We start from the raw sequence: 14,220 nt of genomic DNA, 5'->3' as shown, positions 1-14,220 counted from the left end.
AATTAATATATTATTGAAAAAATATTAATTAATTTTTTAATTTTTATATAATTTTTTGTGAATCCGTTAATGGTTTAACGGCTTGTATATTGGAGTTGATAAAACAAATAATAAATAATGCGAAGCATAATATTGTTTTTCAATTTAAATTTCAAAAGATAATTTAGATTGATATGCTGTTTGTTTGTTAATAAAATTTATTTTAAACGATATTTTTTTTAGGTTGGATTTGTCATTTTTTTAAAGATCTTGTCACGATAAAATGTCAGTTTTTGTGTCAAAATATATATTATATAAATGATATAGAGTGTTGATATTTAAATATTTAAGTTTAAATGGTAAATGTTATCTGATGTATTTACATTGTTAACATTTATATTTTTTGGTTTATTTTTATTGGAATTATGGCTAATAGTTTTAGAAAAATATTATCTGTAAATATTACAATCTAATATATATTTAACTTTCTGAGGTAATGGGTCATATGGTTTAAGATTGCCAATCATCTTCACAGATAACAATAGGGAGTCCCGAACGGTTTTATTACTTTTGTATGAAGAATTAAACGATGGGACGAAGTTATATATTCCTTGCATTGGCAATTATTTTTGAGATCATAGCCACCTCATTTTTAAAAAAATCAGAAGAATTTTCAAAACTGTGGCCCTCTGTGGTCACCGTAATAGGATATGCCTGTGCTTTTTATTTCCTGAGTCTCACCCTTCGTCAGATTCCTGTAGGCATCACTTATGCAATCTGGTCGGGAGTAGGAATTGTATTTATAACTATAATCGGGATTATAGCCTTTAAACAGGTGCCGGATGTGCCTGCCATTATAGGAATAGCTTTGATTGTTCTGGGGGTAATCATCATTAATGTGTTTTCAAAAATGGGTTCGCACTGATGGTATTTCAGTACAAGGAATGAATAGCGGACTGAAAAAAATTAAAGACAAAAATTTTGTCATAATAAATTTCTATACTGTTCTCAATGATAAAATCAGATTGAGCAGCTTTATCAGCAACAAAATTTTCTTCTACAAACACAAACCATAGTTCTGAAATTTTATGGAGTCTTTTAAATTCCTCAAAAGCATTCCAATCAGGAATCTGGGAGTGCTTCAGGTCATAAAATAAAATGCCTTTTTTGAGATGATCATGTTTTACAATATTGATCGGGTGATGCAGATAGCTGATGATTTCAATTTCCGGATCATAACACTCTATAAAATGATGCAGATCTATAAGCTGTATTACTTTTTCTTCTTGCTGGGAGTCTGTCATAAAAAAACATTCTGAGGTTATTTCTTTTGTTAATTCCTGAAAAACGGCTAATTCCATACGCATATATTAAATGATGCAAAGAAAAACAGAATAGAATTGCACAAACGGGTTTTTATACAAAACGGCAGGTATTTTATACGAAACCCGAACGTGTATAATTGGTATAAAAAAATGTAGGTTTTGTATAATATTATAGAGATCAATATTAGTATTACCTACTTTTGTATTCTGAAAAAGGGATTAAGAATATGAAGTACAGCCTGCTTACACTTAAAGAAACACTGGTGATTGACTTCCTGCTGGAAAGCAGGTACAGGATACACCGGCATGTCACATTTCTTCTTTTCTTTTTCCTGCTGTTGTACTGTTCAAGATTCTGGAATGGATATTCGGGTATTTATCCTTATTATATACTGGCCTTTGTATATACTGTACTGATCATTATGGTTTATATTAATATCTATTTCCTGGTCCCGAAATTTTTCTTTAAGGAAAAATACATCACTTATCTGATACTGCTTGTGATGATGGGGGTGCTGGGTCTCAATATCATCGGATACGGATTTAAAACTTTTTTTGCAGAATATAAAATTGAAGAGGTACACAGGGAAGGTGGCAAAAATGGTATTTATGAAGGAATTATTATGTGTATTCCTATTATTCTGACCACCACTACCGTAAAACTTTTTCAGAAATGGATCCGCGATAACAGGAAAATTAATGAACTTCATAATTTAACCCTGAATATGGAACTGAATGCACTTCGGAACCAGATCAATCCCCATTTCCTCTTTAATATGCTGAATAACGTGAAAGCCCTTATCAGGACCAATCCTGAAAAAGCCTCTGTGGTTATTGTCAAGCTTTCTGAATTCCTCAGGTATCAGCTTTATGAAAACGGAGAAGAGAAAACACAGCTGAGTTCGGAAATTGATTTCTTATCTAACTTTTTAAATCTGGAAAAGATCAGACGGGAGCATTTTTCTTTTGATATTTTTACAGACAATGATAAAAGAATATTGAATACCATCTTTATTCCTCCCAATCTGTTTACTACTTTTGTAGAGAATGCTGTTAAACATAGTGTTGATCTTAGTGATAAGGATTCGTATGTGAAAATAGAGATTAAAGTGGAAAACAGACAGCTTCATTTTATGTGTGTAAATTCCAGGAATCCTGCATACAAGGTGTCTGATAAAAAGAATAGCGGGCTGGGGCTTACCAATATTAAAAGAAGGCTTGAGCTTTTGTATGGAGATACCTTTGAACTGCAGATGATATCAGGAAGTAATGAATATACTGTACATTTAAAAATTCCGGTCTGATGAATTGTATAATAGTAGATGATGAACCGCTGGCACGGGAAGAAATGCGGTCGCTGATCAATGAAACATCGAAAATTGAGATTCTCGGTGAGTTTTCCAATGCCTTATCAGCTCTGGAATTCTTGAAGGATAATGAAGTGGACCTTATTTTCCTGGATATTGAAATGCCTGTGGTGACAGGGGTGGAATTTGCAGAAATGCTTCCTAAAAGATCACTGATCATTTTTACTACTGCTTACGCCCAGTATGCCCTGAAAAGCTATGAGCTGGAGGCGGTAGATTACCTTTTGAAACCAATTGATCCGGGAAGACTGGAAAAAGCGATTGACAAAGCAGTATTGTATGCTGAACTTCTGTCAAAAGATACCGTGAAAAATACCATAGAATCCAATAGCACTGATTTTCTTTTTATTAAAGCCGAAAGAAGGTTTTATAAGATCAACTTCTCGGAAATAAAATTCATAGAAGGACTGAAGGATTATGTGGTCATTCATATCAGGCAGCAAAAACTGATTACGGCAATGAACCTGAAGACCATCCACCAGAAAGTTTCAGGAGACCGCTTTATCCGGGTGAGTAAGTCTTATGTTGTCAATTTGGACTATATTGATTCATTTGATAATCATACGATCTATATTGAGAGTTCGGAAATTCCTATAGGTGAGGTATACAGAGCAGATTTTTTTGAAAAATATGCAGGGGGCCTTCTGAATTCTGACTAACCATTTTATACCAGATCAGGGTATTATAACTGAATACAGGATTACAGATACAGCTTCTGATCTTTTTCACAATAAAAGCTTCTTCTTTTCCCTTTTCCTGTTTGCTTTTTGATTAGTTTTTGTCCGCAGGCGGGACAGGTTGACCTGGTGTGGACGAGCCAATGCTTTTTCAGGGTAAATTCCCTTTTCCATTCCAGGAAATCAAAGCTGTAATTTCTGGCTTCTGTAATAAGTTCGTTTAATTTCTTAGCGGGTAGTTTGCCTGTTAAGCTTTCAGGATGTACCCTGATTCTGAAAAGGACCTCATTTTTAATGATATTTCCAACCCCTGAAAAGATGTTCTGATCCATCAGTGCATCACAAACTATCATTTCCGGATCTGCCTTTAGTTTTTGTTTCGCTTTTTCAGGACTCCATTGATTGCTGAGGACATCAGCTTCCCAGTCAATTGCTGAAAGGGCTTCCAGCTCTGCGGGTTTTACTGAGCATGTATAAAAATACATTCCTCCCGTCGGAAAAATAAGCGAGAGGCGAAGACTTTTATCAGGTTTGGTCTGCTCATCAACACTGTAAGAACCGAACATTAATAAATGTATACGAACCGCCATCCTTTCAAAAACAAGATAAGTCTGTTTTCCAAAAGTACGGATTTCCAAAAGGGTCTGGCCGATCAGCGGCTCTTTTTCAAATTTGGCATTCCCTGAAGCTTCTGTTACTATTTGACCAACAAACGGCTGCAGGCTTTCTTTCATTAAAATTATAGAGGGACCTTCAGGCATAGCATTTATTTTTTTTATAAAAGTTCAAATACTATTCCGTAATTGTAAATAAGTCATTTTATTGAAAAAAGCTTAGCGACGGAGCAGAGGCGGGAAGCTGTCATATAAACTTCCGCCTTTGACATACATTACTGCTTTCTGCCTGAGAATCTTATAACAGAACCGGTTCCGTTGTGGAAGATCCCTTCATTCAGCTCTGTTTCGGTTTCCGCAAGTTCAAGAATATCGTAGTTGGGAAAATCAGACCGGATTTCCTCAATAGAAAACAAGGAGCCAATATCTTTTGGCCCGCCTACTTTTTCATTTCTTGCGAGATAGTCAAGGTGATTTTTACTGAACGCTTCAAAAATAATGGTCCCGCCTTTGCGGAGATACTGATCAAGCGTCTTATGTATTGATGATTTTATTTCTGCAGGAAAATGAGCATAGATGAGGGCTATGACATCGAACTGCTCCTTTTCGTAGTTCAAGGCGTGCAGTTCGCCGACCTGGTAATCAATGGTAACCAGGTTATTTTGAGCCAGCTGCAGGGCTTTCTTTTGTCCTCCGGAGCTGATATCAAATGCTGAAGCTTTCCACCCTTTCACTGCAGCATATACTGAATTCCGTCCTTCCCCGTCAGCCGGGAAAAGTATTTTACCGGGATTTAATTTGTTAAGCTGTTCTTTCAGATAATTATTGGGTTCAGTACCATAGGCAAAAGTTTCGGTGCTGTATCTCTCATCCCATTTTTCAAGCCAGATATTGTCTTTCATTGGTTATATTTTAAAGTAACGGATAAATCCGAAGTTTTATATTCAAATGTAAGATGTTTTTGCGAAGTATATCCTATTAAAAAACGAGTGGTGATCATAGATTTTTTGAATAATACAATCTGTATAATAAAAGTGTAAATACTATTCCATAAAACTAAAATTTGAAGTAATTTTGAAAAATGATGAATTTAAACCAGATTTTCACCAATCAACGTACAGGAAATAATCCGCACACTAAAGCTTCAAGAACTGATTTTCAAAGGGATTTCGACAGGATCATCTTCTCTTCTGCTTTCAGAAGACTGCAGAATAAAACGCAGGTTTTTCCTCTTCCCGGCAGTGTTTTTGTACACAACAGACTTACACATTCTCTGGAAGTATCGTCTGTAGGACGAAGTTTAGGAAGTATTGTCGGTGAATTTATTGCTGAAGATTTTAAAAATGAACTTACTGAAGATTCAAAGAATTTTTACTTATATAATTTAGGAAATGTAATTGCTGCTGCCTGTCTGTGTCATGATGTAGGAAATCCGGCTTTCGGGCACTCTGGTGAAGATGCTATTGCAAGTTATTTTGAAAGAAATGAAAGAGACCTGAAGACAAAATTCAATGAAAAGGAATGGGCGGATCTGGTGAATTTTGAAGGAAATGCAAATGCGATCAGGGTTCTGGCGCAGCAGCAACAGGGAAAAGATGCAGGGGGAATACAGCTGACATTTTCTACACTGGCCAGTATTGCCAAATATCCATGTGAAGCAGTCGCCAAGAAAAAAGGAATTATTCACAGGAAAAAATTCGGGTTTTTCCAGAATGAAAAAGATATATTTCTTGACATTGCAAAAGGAACTCATCTTATTCCCGAGAGTGAAGAACCTCATATTTTTAAAAGGCATCCTTTCGTATGGCTGGTAGAAGCAGCTGATGACATCTGCTACAATATTATTGATATGGAAGATGCTCACAGGCTCGGGATTGTTTCAACGGCAGATTGTAAAAACTTATTTTTCGAGCTGGTAAAATCTGAAACAGATGATGTTCAGAGAATTGAGACAAAATTAGGCTCTATCTCCAACGAAAATGAACAGATTTCCTATTTGAGAGCAAAAGTGATCAATGCCTTGATCAACAAATCAATTGAGATGTATAAGCATAACTTTGAAACCATTCTTGAAGGAAATCTTGGTAACGGTTTACTTGATATCTATAAAAAAGAAAATAAAGCACTGCAGGATATTGAGAGTTTCTCGGTAGAGAAAATTTACAATCACAAGGCAGTGGTTGAAATTGAAAATGCCGGGTATAATGTAATGTACGAATTGCTGGATCATTTTATTCCTTCCATTCTGAAGCCTGAAGCCAACAGAAAGTCTTATGATGAAAAAGCTTTGAAATTAATTCCAAAGCAATTCATTTACAATGACGGAACCGATTACCAGAAAGTCCTCGGGGTCATTGATTTCGTCTCGGGCATGACTGATAATTATGCTACCGATCTGTATAGAAAAATTAAAGGAATAGACATCGGAATGACCGTGTAAATTCTATTTATTGTAATAATTCAGAAGCCTCTTCGATTAATGATTTCATTAAGGTGGAGGCTTTTTTATGCTTTAAAATAGGAGCAATCTGTCCGGACCAGAAGAATACCAGATCATTTTTCTGTTGTTCCAAAGCAGCTTTTCTCAAGGTTCTCATAAACTGGGCCTGCAAAGGAAATGGCAATATTTTATCAGTTGCAGTCAGTACATCCTTTGTGATTTTTGTCGTAATTCCGCGCCCTAATCTTCCTGTGTACGCCCTGGTAAGAGTGGTAGATTTTGCAGCTGCGGAAAATAACAATTCTTTGTGAACGGCTAGCGCCCCGGATTCTTCCGTTGCAAGAAATGCTGTTCCAATCTGTACTGCTTCTGCTCCCAGCTGGAAAGCACCTACAATGCCATGGCCGTTCGCTATTCCCCCGGCAGCAACTACAGGAATCTTTACACGATCCCGGATTAATTGAATTAAAGCAAAAGTTCCCGTTGTTGAAAGTTCAGACCTGTCCAGAAATGAAGGTCTGTGGCCGCCGCTTTCAAATCCTGAAGCGACGATAATATCTACTCCGGTTTTTTCCAAAGCAACAGCTTCATCCAGTGTCGTCGCATTTCCCAACACAACAGTTCCCTGATGATGAAGATCTTCGATGATGTTTTCATTCAGCAACCCAAACATAAAGCTGAAAACTTTAGGTTTGATGTCAAAGATCACTTCCAGCTGATTTTGGAATCTCGATTCAAAAGAGGGTGGAGGTGCCGGAATATCTATATCCAAAAGATCAAAATAAGGTTTGAAAGTTTCAACAGCCTTCTGATATTGCTCTTTTGTATGTTTTTCGTCAATGATATCGTTATCGCTTACCCACAGATTAAGATTGTATGGTTTATCAGTTTTCGACTGTATTTTATGGTGAATGTCATAGATTTCCCGGGGTGACAAAGTGTAGGCTCCGAAACCTCCCAGTCCGCCAAGATTACTCACTGTAGTTGTCAGTTCAACAGTAGAAAAATCTCCGCCAAAAGGACCCTGAAAGATAGGGTATTCAATTCCGATTAATTCTGTAATTCTATTTTTGTTCCACATGTTTTTTTGGTTTACATTAAAAGCTTGAATTAAGGTTGTACATGGGTCAATGTCTTGTTAACAATGAGCCATTTCCCTTCTATGTTATTGAAAGTTATGAAATTATAATAATTGAAGTCATACATTTTTACATGCAATTTCGCGACAGCAATTGAATTGATGATATCAACTGAAATAATTTCAGCTATAAAATCCTTTCCCGATTTTTTCGGACTTACGCGGTTTCCCACTCCTTCAATATACTGTTCCGCAGTTTTGAAATAAGGAATTCCATTGATATCTCCGAAAAGCAGGGCATCTTTATAAAAAGCCTTTTTCAAAAGTTCTGTATCGCCTTTATAAATTCCCTTGGAATAATAATGCTCTATGACATTTCTTATTTCGGTTTCTGGTGCCTGAATGGTTTTCATATTCTTAAGGTTTTGTGCATGACCGCTCAACGGAAAGCTGAACAGCCATGCTATAATTAATGATAGTTTCATGATAAGTGATGTCCTGCACCCATCCCTCCGTCAACATTGATGATGGCTCCGGAGATTAATTTATTTTTAGCAATCGCATAAATCATCTGAGCCACTTCTTCAGGTTCCCCGATACGGTTGATGAGGTGCATTCCTGCATTGTTATCAAGACCTGCACCATGCATCGGAGTCCTGATCAATCCCGGCGCAACCGTATTAACCCTGATATTGTCTTTTCCAAACTCTGCAGCAAGCTGTAAGGTAAGAGCATGAATAGCTCCCTTACTCGAAATAGGTGCCGTAGAAGGAGATTGGGCAATGGCATGGTACACTAATGGCGTTCCCACATTGATAATCACTCCGTCTTTTTTTCTGATCATTTGAGGAATGGCCGCCTGTGTGGTAAAGAATGTTCCTTTTAAATTGATGCTTAAAAAACGGTCCAGATAGTCTTCAGTAACTTCCAGAAATGGTTTGTTTTCGTAAATTCCGGCGTTGTTGATGAGCACATCAGCAGATCCGAACCTTTCTAAAGCTGTTTTCACCAGTGCTTCTCCTGTTGTCTTATCCGAAACATTTCCGGCAACCATTGCCAGATTTTCTCCGGCTCCCAGTTCATGATACACTTTCTCTAATTTGACTGCTGTTTGTGAATTAATGACCACGTTATCCCCTTGATTTAAAAAATAGCGGGCAGTTTCCAATCCTATTCCTGAAGAGGCTCCTGTTATGATTACGGTTTGTTTTTTCACTGCTGATTACTTTTTTACTGTTGAAAATCCCTGTTGTTTTAATACTGACACCTGTTCCCCTGCATACCCCCAGTTATCGTCTTCAATTTCGTTAATAACAATATGTGTTAAATGAGGATCCTTATTCAAAACCGAGGTTACATCTTCACTGATTTTTCTGATTAGCTGTTGTTTTGTTTCGCGGTTAAGGTCTTCGCGAAGCACATCTACTTTGATGAATGGCATGATGATAAATTTTTAGAGTTATTGAATTAATAAGCTTCCGCAATAAGATGAATGTTTAAATCAAAGTTGTTGTAGATCAACGTATCACCCAGGTTGGTAAAGAAGTTAGAGGACCTGAATCTGATATTGAATTTTGTTCTGTCTACTACAAGTTTGGCTTTTAGAACAGCTGCATTATCTGTTGTTACAATTTGAAGGCTGGTATCGGTAGGTTGAGTAATACCTTTGATGGTAAGATGCCCTTGTACGTAATAAAGATTCTCATCACCAGGTTCTGCATGAGTAATTTCAAATGAAGCTTCAGGAAATTGTTCGGAATTGAAGAAGTCATCAGAAGCCAGATGGTTGGCAAACTGTGTATTGGTTTCGGTATCCTCAATGTCACGGATTTTGATGGAGCGGGTATCAATAACGAACTTTCCGGACTGAAGTTTTTGGTTTTCAAATATGAAGTTGCCTTCTTTTATGCGAATTGTTCCGTTATGAGCTCCGGTAACTTTTCTTCCAACCCAGTCGATAGTACTGTTTTCGGCATTGATTTTAAAATTTTTTGTATCCATTTTTATTGGGTTTAAATATGGATACAAAGTTCAGCTGACCGAAAGAAACATTTACGTGATGTACCTCACAAAATGAAGATGAGAATAAACAGTTTAAAAAGCTGCAGATTATTGATGAAGCCTGCTCAGCGTTTCTCTGGTTACTCCAAGATATGAAGCGATCAGATGTTTCGGAACAAGATTGTACAGTTGGGGATACATAGATAAAAGCTCCTCGTATCTGAATTTGGCATCGTTATTCATAAAAGAAAGCAGACGCTTCTGTGCAGCAACGTATCCTTTATTGGTCCGCCATCTGAAAAAATGTTCAACTTCACGAATTTCATTACAGATTTTTTCCCTGTCCTCATTGGAAATGGACAAAATTGCTGCATTTGTAATGCAGTCTACATTAATGGTAGCCCTTGTTTTATTGTAAAGAGCATCAAAATCCGTTACCCACCAGGTAGGCATGGCAAACTGAAGAATAAACATCTTCATATTGTCAGTAAGATAAAATGCTTTTAAACAGCCTTCCAGAACAAAATATTCATGATTCACGAAATTGCCTTCCGAAATAAGACTTTGCCCTTTCTTTAAAGTAATCAGATCAAAATGTCCGAAAACATAGTCAAGTTGTTCATCAGTAAGAGAAGTGAATTTAGAGATGTGATCTTTTAATATTTCTTTAGAATTGACCATAATGTATAATGAATAATCAAAAGTAAGTTTTTTCAGGATCATTTTAATTTAAATGTTGTGAATAACTCTACATGATTTCCAGTGAATGATGCTTTAAGGCTTAAATTAATTTTTCCTATATTTAAACAGCACAGGTAAAAATTGTTTTAACAAAACAGGATTTATAACGACATATTAAAAAATTAAAAACTATGGGTATATACTTAGCGCCCGTTATTTTCTTCGGGCTTATCATTTTGTTCGCTTCGTTTTTTGTGGTTAAGCAGGAAACAGCAGCGATTATTGAACGCTTCGGGAAATTTCAGGCTGTAAAACATTCCGGTCTCCATCTTAAACTGCCGATTATAGATCAGATCGCTAAAAGACTGAACCTGAGAATCCAGCAGCTGGATGTGATGATTGACACCAAAACATTGGATAATGTTTTCATTAAAATGAAAATTTCCGTTCAGTATCAGGTGATCAGAAACCAGGTGGGAGATGCTTACTATCGTCTGGAAAATCCTGAGAATCAAATTACCTCTTTTGTATTCGATGTAGTACGTGCTGAGGTTCCTAAGCTCAAGCTGGATGATGTTTTTGTGAGAAAAGATGATATTGCGGTAGCCGTAAAAAGCGAGCTTCAGGAAGCTATGAACAGTTATGGTTATGATATCATCAAAGCGCTGGTTACTGATATTGATCCGGATGAGCAGGTAAAACATGCGATGAACAGAATTAACGCTGCGGAAAGAGAAAAAACCGCCGCAGAATATGAATCTGAAGCACAAAGAATCCGTATTGTAGCCGTTGCAAAAGCAGAGGCAGAATCTAAGAAACTTCAGGGACAGGGAATTGCCGATCAAAGGAGAGAAATAGCAAAAGGACTTGAAGAGTCCGTAAGAATGCTGAATAATGTAGATATCAATTCTCATGAAGCGTCAGCACTTATTGTGGTGACACAGCACTATGATACTCTGCATTCAGTGGGGGCAAGCAACAGAAGTAACCTTGTACTTCTTCCCAATTCACCCACTGCAGCAAGCGGAATGCTGAATGATCTTGTTGTGGCTATGACAACCGCAAATACAGTAGGGGAAGCCACCAAAGGTAAATATCCTGAACCTCCTCAAAAAGAATCCGGATTTTAAGATAAAAGAAAAAAAGAAGCTTAAATTGAACTGAAAAAATGAATGGAAAATTTTCCGTGATTGTCAAAAATAATTTCAGGCTTCATTCTTCAAGCTTTCTGCAATAAAAAACGCTTCTGAATTTCAGAAGCGTTTTTTATTATTATTTCTTCGTTTTAGAAACCTGTTCTGTCAATATATATTTGATTGAAGAAGCATCTGCCGGCGGATTTTCAATTTTTTCAGTTTTCACTTTTAAAACATATTCATATCCCGGCTCATAGGTGAATCCTTCAATAGTGCTGTAGAAATTCGTCCAGCTGTCAGAAGCATTCTCTTTAACCTGCATACACTTCATACGGCCTGCTCCTGCAGAACAATCCACGGTTTGAGGTCCTACAATGATTGTTTTTTCATTGGCTGCTATTTCTGCTTTCGTTTTAGAAACCTGCTTTACCAATGTATACTTTATGGAGGATCCGTCGGCTGGCGGGTTGGCAATATTTTCAGTTTTTACTTTTAAAACATATTCATATCCCGGCTCATAAGTAAATCCTTCAATATTACTGTAGAAATTCGTCCAGCTGTCAGAAGCCTTTTCTTTTACCTGCAGACATTTCATAGGAGCTACACCTGTACAATCTGCAGTCTGAGGTCCTACGATGAACGTTTTTTCATCAGAAGCTCTTGCTCCGGCGGTGGTTGTACATTGTGTCATTGCGAATAATGCTAAAGCGGGAGCTGCTCCTTTTAGAATTGTTGCTATACTTTTCATAAACTTGATTTTAAAAGTTACCTCGCAATTACCATGCCGGAATTTCCGGTGAATTGTCGCAATTCTGCTATTGTTTTTTACTTTTTTAATCGTTTAATTTGAAGCTTCTAATAATTTATGATTTAAAAACACAATAATTAACTGTTATATGGATAATCAGATTCAAGTGGAACAATATAAAATTCAGAAGCCTGAAGAGTGGGCGGGGAATATCGGTGATGAGGAAATCATAAACCGGATTAAAGATTCGGAATTTGCCAGAAGACAAATCGATGAAGGCAGGGACTATTGCTACTTTCTGGATAAAAAATATTATACAAGCAATACGGAAAACAGTGAATATGTCTGTATGGCATATACCCTGAATGAGCCTGGAAACCTGGAAAGAGCCTCTGTTTCAGATGTTATCGTGGAAGAGAATGAAATATACCAGATTCACAGGATCAGCGTTCTGAGGGACGGTGTACTGATCGATAAAATTCCGGATACGAAAATAAAAGTCCTTGACAGTGAAAATCAGAGCAGCGGAGGGGTGCTGAGCAGTAATAAAAAAATCAATATTACGATCAAAGATCTCAGATTATATGATGTACTGATTTTAGAAGACTCAAGGATTAAAGAATTTACCGATCGTGATTTCCTGAGAAAGGAATTTTCAAAATATGTGTGGGTAAGCCCGGATAATTACTGGGCTTATGGCAGCTTTAAATTCACATTCATCAATGAGCGTGATCAGACGATCGCTTATAAAAAAACGTTTTTCAGAGATGAACAGGGTAATGTTCTTGAACCGGAAGTAAATCATCTGAAAAAAGGAGATCGATTTGTTATTGAAGAGCAGAACTATATCAATCCTGTAGATTCCGGACGTGAGATTTTTCCTTATGTAGATTTTGCTACAGAAAGCAACTGGAAAGACCTCTCCAACTATGTTGTGCCTATTTATGAAGAGGTTTTCAATAAAGCTTCCTTAAAAGATTTTGCGCCGAACCTGATTGAAAAGCTGGATGCGATTACTGATCAGGATGAAAAACTCCGGTTTGCCATAGAATATGTCCAGAACCATATTTATTATATCTTCAATGCTGATGAAATGAATGGGCATAAACCACAGGAACCATCAGTAACGTATGAAAACAAGCAGGGAGATTGTAAGGCAAAATCGGTTTTATTAAAGGTAATCCTTGATTATATCGGAGTAGAAGCTTCCGTAGTATTGGTAAATTTCAATACAGATTATTATATCAAATATTACCTGCCGTCTCTTTTAAGCTTCAACCATGTTGTGGTAAAAGTAAATTACAAAGGACAGGAATATTTTATTGATGCTACCATCCGTGATGAATTCGGGCTGATAGAGAACAGAGGATTTATGTATTTTATGCATTATCTGGAAGTGAAAAAAGATCAGGAGCTGCAGGTAAGAAAGCCTTATAAATACCCTTATTTCTGCATTGATGAAAAAGTAGATTTTATTGCACAGGGAAATACGGGTAAGCTTACTTTGTCAACTACCTACAAAGGAAACAGGGCTAATGCGATGAGAAGATATTTTAAGAGTACCAATAAGAGGGAAATTATAGACAGCTGGAACAGCTTCCTTTTCTATGCGCTTAATTATTCCGGCGACAGGAACGGTACAGATGTACGTAATGTGTTCAAAGATGCCGCCATTGATGTGGTAAGCGATGACAAGAGACTGAATGAAGTGAAGGTTCAGTATTCTGCCAGTGTTGAGAACCCGTATTTTGTAGATCCGCAGAAGAACCGTTTCCTGATGTATTTCGACCGGAATGTAGTAAAGGCAAGTGCAAGGGATTTCATGCATAAAGATTTACCGTTCTGGCATAATTTCGACAGTGAGAAGTATGAGATCAACCTGCATACAGATCATAAAATTGATACTGAAGAAAAATATACCGTTCAGGAAAGTACCATTGCCAATCCGTATTTTGATTATAAAAGCCGTAAAAAAGTAAATAAGAACGGGGCAAGTGTATACATTGAATACAATCCTCTTATTAATATTGAAATTCCACAGAGTGAATTTGAACAGTTCAGAAATGATCATCATATTGTGGCAGACAGTAACTTCGGACTGGGAATTGATATCATAGAACCGGGATTGATGAACCGGCTTAAGTTCAGCTTTAAGAAAAAATTTAAATAAACAT

At 36.8% G+C, this 14,220-nt stretch carries 16 protein-coding genes; 6 read left to right on the top strand and 10 right to left on the bottom strand.

Annotated features, from left to right (window positions below):
* Positions 1 to 568: 568 nt before the first annotated feature.
* Positions 569 to 904 (top strand): DMT family transporter, encoded by a 336-nt coding sequence (locus DRF59_RS19940; protein WP_115964257.1) that lies wholly within the window; start codon positions 569 to 571, stop codon positions 902 to 904.
* Positions 905 to 911: 7 nt separating this feature from the next.
* Here DRF59_RS19940 and DRF59_RS19935 read toward each other — a convergent pair whose 3' ends face one another.
* Complete coding sequence (locus tag DRF59_RS19935) at positions 912 to 1,340, bottom strand: hypothetical protein (protein WP_115964255.1); 429 nt, start codon at positions 1,338 to 1,340, stop codon at positions 912 to 914.
* Between the two features lie 191 nt (positions 1,341 to 1,531).
* Here DRF59_RS19935 and DRF59_RS19930 point away from each other — a divergent pair, with 191 nt between their 5' ends.
* Positions 1,532 to 2,608 (top strand): sensor histidine kinase, encoded by a 1,077-nt coding sequence (locus DRF59_RS19930; RefSeq protein ID WP_115964253.1) that lies wholly within the window; start codon positions 1,532 to 1,534, stop codon positions 2,606 to 2,608.
* Positions 2,608 to 3,330 carry a LytR/AlgR family response regulator transcription factor gene (locus tag DRF59_RS19925; protein WP_115964251.1) on the top strand — a complete coding sequence of 241 codons (723 nt, stop codon included), beginning with the start codon at positions 2,608 to 2,610 and terminating at the stop codon, positions 3,328 to 3,330. The genes DRF59_RS19930 and DRF59_RS19925 overlap by 1 nt, the downstream gene beginning before the upstream one ends.
* Positions 3,331 to 3,371: 41 nt before the next feature.
* Here the strand turns inward: DRF59_RS19925 and DRF59_RS19920 are convergent, their stop codons facing one another.
* The gene (locus DRF59_RS19920) at positions 3,372 to 4,109 is read right to left on the bottom strand and encodes a DNA-formamidopyrimidine glycosylase family protein (RefSeq protein WP_115964249.1); all 738 of its coding nucleotides are present in this window, start codon (positions 4,107 to 4,109) and stop codon (positions 3,372 to 3,374) included.
* 128 nt (positions 4,110 to 4,237) lie between these two features.
* Positions 4,238 to 4,864, bottom strand: coding sequence for a class I SAM-dependent methyltransferase (locus DRF59_RS19915; protein WP_115964247.1), 627 nt, complete (start codon positions 4,862 to 4,864; stop codon positions 4,238 to 4,240).
* A gap of 182 nt (positions 4,865 to 5,046) precedes the next feature.
* Between DRF59_RS19915 and DRF59_RS19910 the strand changes: the two genes are divergently transcribed.
* A complete protein-coding gene (locus DRF59_RS19910) occupies positions 5,047 to 6,402 on the top strand; it encodes a deoxyguanosinetriphosphate triphosphohydrolase (protein ID WP_115964245.1) in 1,356 nt (451 codons plus the stop codon).
* A 7-nt stretch (positions 6,403 to 6,409) separates the two neighbouring features.
* On the opposite strand, the gene DRF59_RS19905 is transcribed toward DRF59_RS19910, so the two are convergent.
* The 6 genes from DRF59_RS19905 to DRF59_RS19880 all read right to left on the bottom strand — a co-directional run bounded on the left by DRF59_RS19905 (position 6,410) and on the right by DRF59_RS19880 (position 10,204).
* Positions 6,410 to 7,483 carry an NAD(P)H-dependent flavin oxidoreductase gene (locus DRF59_RS19905; RefSeq protein ID WP_115964243.1) on the bottom strand — a complete coding sequence of 358 codons (1,074 nt, stop codon included), beginning with the start codon at positions 7,481 to 7,483 and terminating at the stop codon, positions 6,410 to 6,412.
* Between the two features lie 29 nt (positions 7,484 to 7,512).
* Positions 7,513 to 7,965 carry a nuclear transport factor 2 family protein gene (locus tag DRF59_RS19900; RefSeq protein WP_115964242.1) on the bottom strand — a complete coding sequence of 151 codons (453 nt, stop codon included), beginning with the start codon at positions 7,963 to 7,965 and terminating at the stop codon, positions 7,513 to 7,515.
* Positions 7,962 to 8,696 (bottom strand): SDR family NAD(P)-dependent oxidoreductase, encoded by a 735-nt coding sequence (locus DRF59_RS19895; protein ID WP_115964240.1) that lies wholly within the window; start codon positions 8,694 to 8,696, stop codon positions 7,962 to 7,964. The genes DRF59_RS19900 and DRF59_RS19895 overlap by 4 nt, the downstream gene beginning before the upstream one ends.
* 6 nt (positions 8,697 to 8,702) lie before the next feature.
* Positions 8,703 to 8,921 (bottom strand): tautomerase family protein, encoded by a 219-nt coding sequence (locus DRF59_RS19890; RefSeq protein ID WP_115964238.1) that lies wholly within the window; start codon positions 8,919 to 8,921, stop codon positions 8,703 to 8,705.
* A gap of 26 nt (positions 8,922 to 8,947) precedes the next feature.
* Positions 8,948 to 9,481, bottom strand: coding sequence for a YceI family protein (locus tag DRF59_RS19885; RefSeq protein ID WP_115964236.1), 534 nt, complete (start codon positions 9,479 to 9,481; stop codon positions 8,948 to 8,950).
* 108 nt (positions 9,482 to 9,589) lie between these two features.
* Positions 9,590 to 10,204, bottom strand: a complete 615-nt coding sequence (locus DRF59_RS19880) for a Crp/Fnr family transcriptional regulator (protein WP_115964234.1) — start codon at positions 10,202 to 10,204, stop codon at positions 9,590 to 9,592.
* 149 nt (positions 10,205 to 10,353) lie between these two features.
* Here DRF59_RS19880 and DRF59_RS19875 point away from each other — a divergent pair, with 149 nt between their 5' ends.
* Positions 10,354 to 11,292, top strand: a complete 939-nt coding sequence (locus DRF59_RS19875; protein ID WP_002978074.1) for an SPFH domain-containing protein — start codon at positions 10,354 to 10,356, stop codon at positions 11,290 to 11,292.
* A 142-nt stretch (positions 11,293 to 11,434) separates the two neighbouring features.
* On the opposite strand, the gene DRF59_RS21165 is transcribed toward DRF59_RS19875, so the two are convergent.
* The gene (locus DRF59_RS21165; protein ID WP_241505642.1) at positions 11,435 to 12,046 is read right to left on the bottom strand and encodes a DUF4377 domain-containing protein; all 612 of its coding nucleotides are present in this window, start codon (positions 12,044 to 12,046) and stop codon (positions 11,435 to 11,437) included.
* A 148-nt stretch (positions 12,047 to 12,194) separates the two neighbouring features.
* Here DRF59_RS21165 and DRF59_RS19860 point away from each other — a divergent pair, with 148 nt between their 5' ends.
* Positions 12,195 to 14,216 (top strand): DUF3857 domain-containing protein, encoded by a 2,022-nt coding sequence (locus DRF59_RS19860; protein WP_115964232.1) that lies wholly within the window; start codon positions 12,195 to 12,197, stop codon positions 14,214 to 14,216.
* The last annotated feature ends 4 nt before the right edge of the window (positions 14,217 to 14,220 follow it).

The organism is Chryseobacterium flavum (assembly GCF_003385595.1).
Lineage (GTDB): Bacteria > Bacteroidota > Bacteroidia > Flavobacteriales > Weeksellaceae > Chryseobacterium > Chryseobacterium flavum.
Note: the sequence above shows the minus strand (reverse complement) of the source record. Positions and strands in the feature narration are given on the sequence as shown.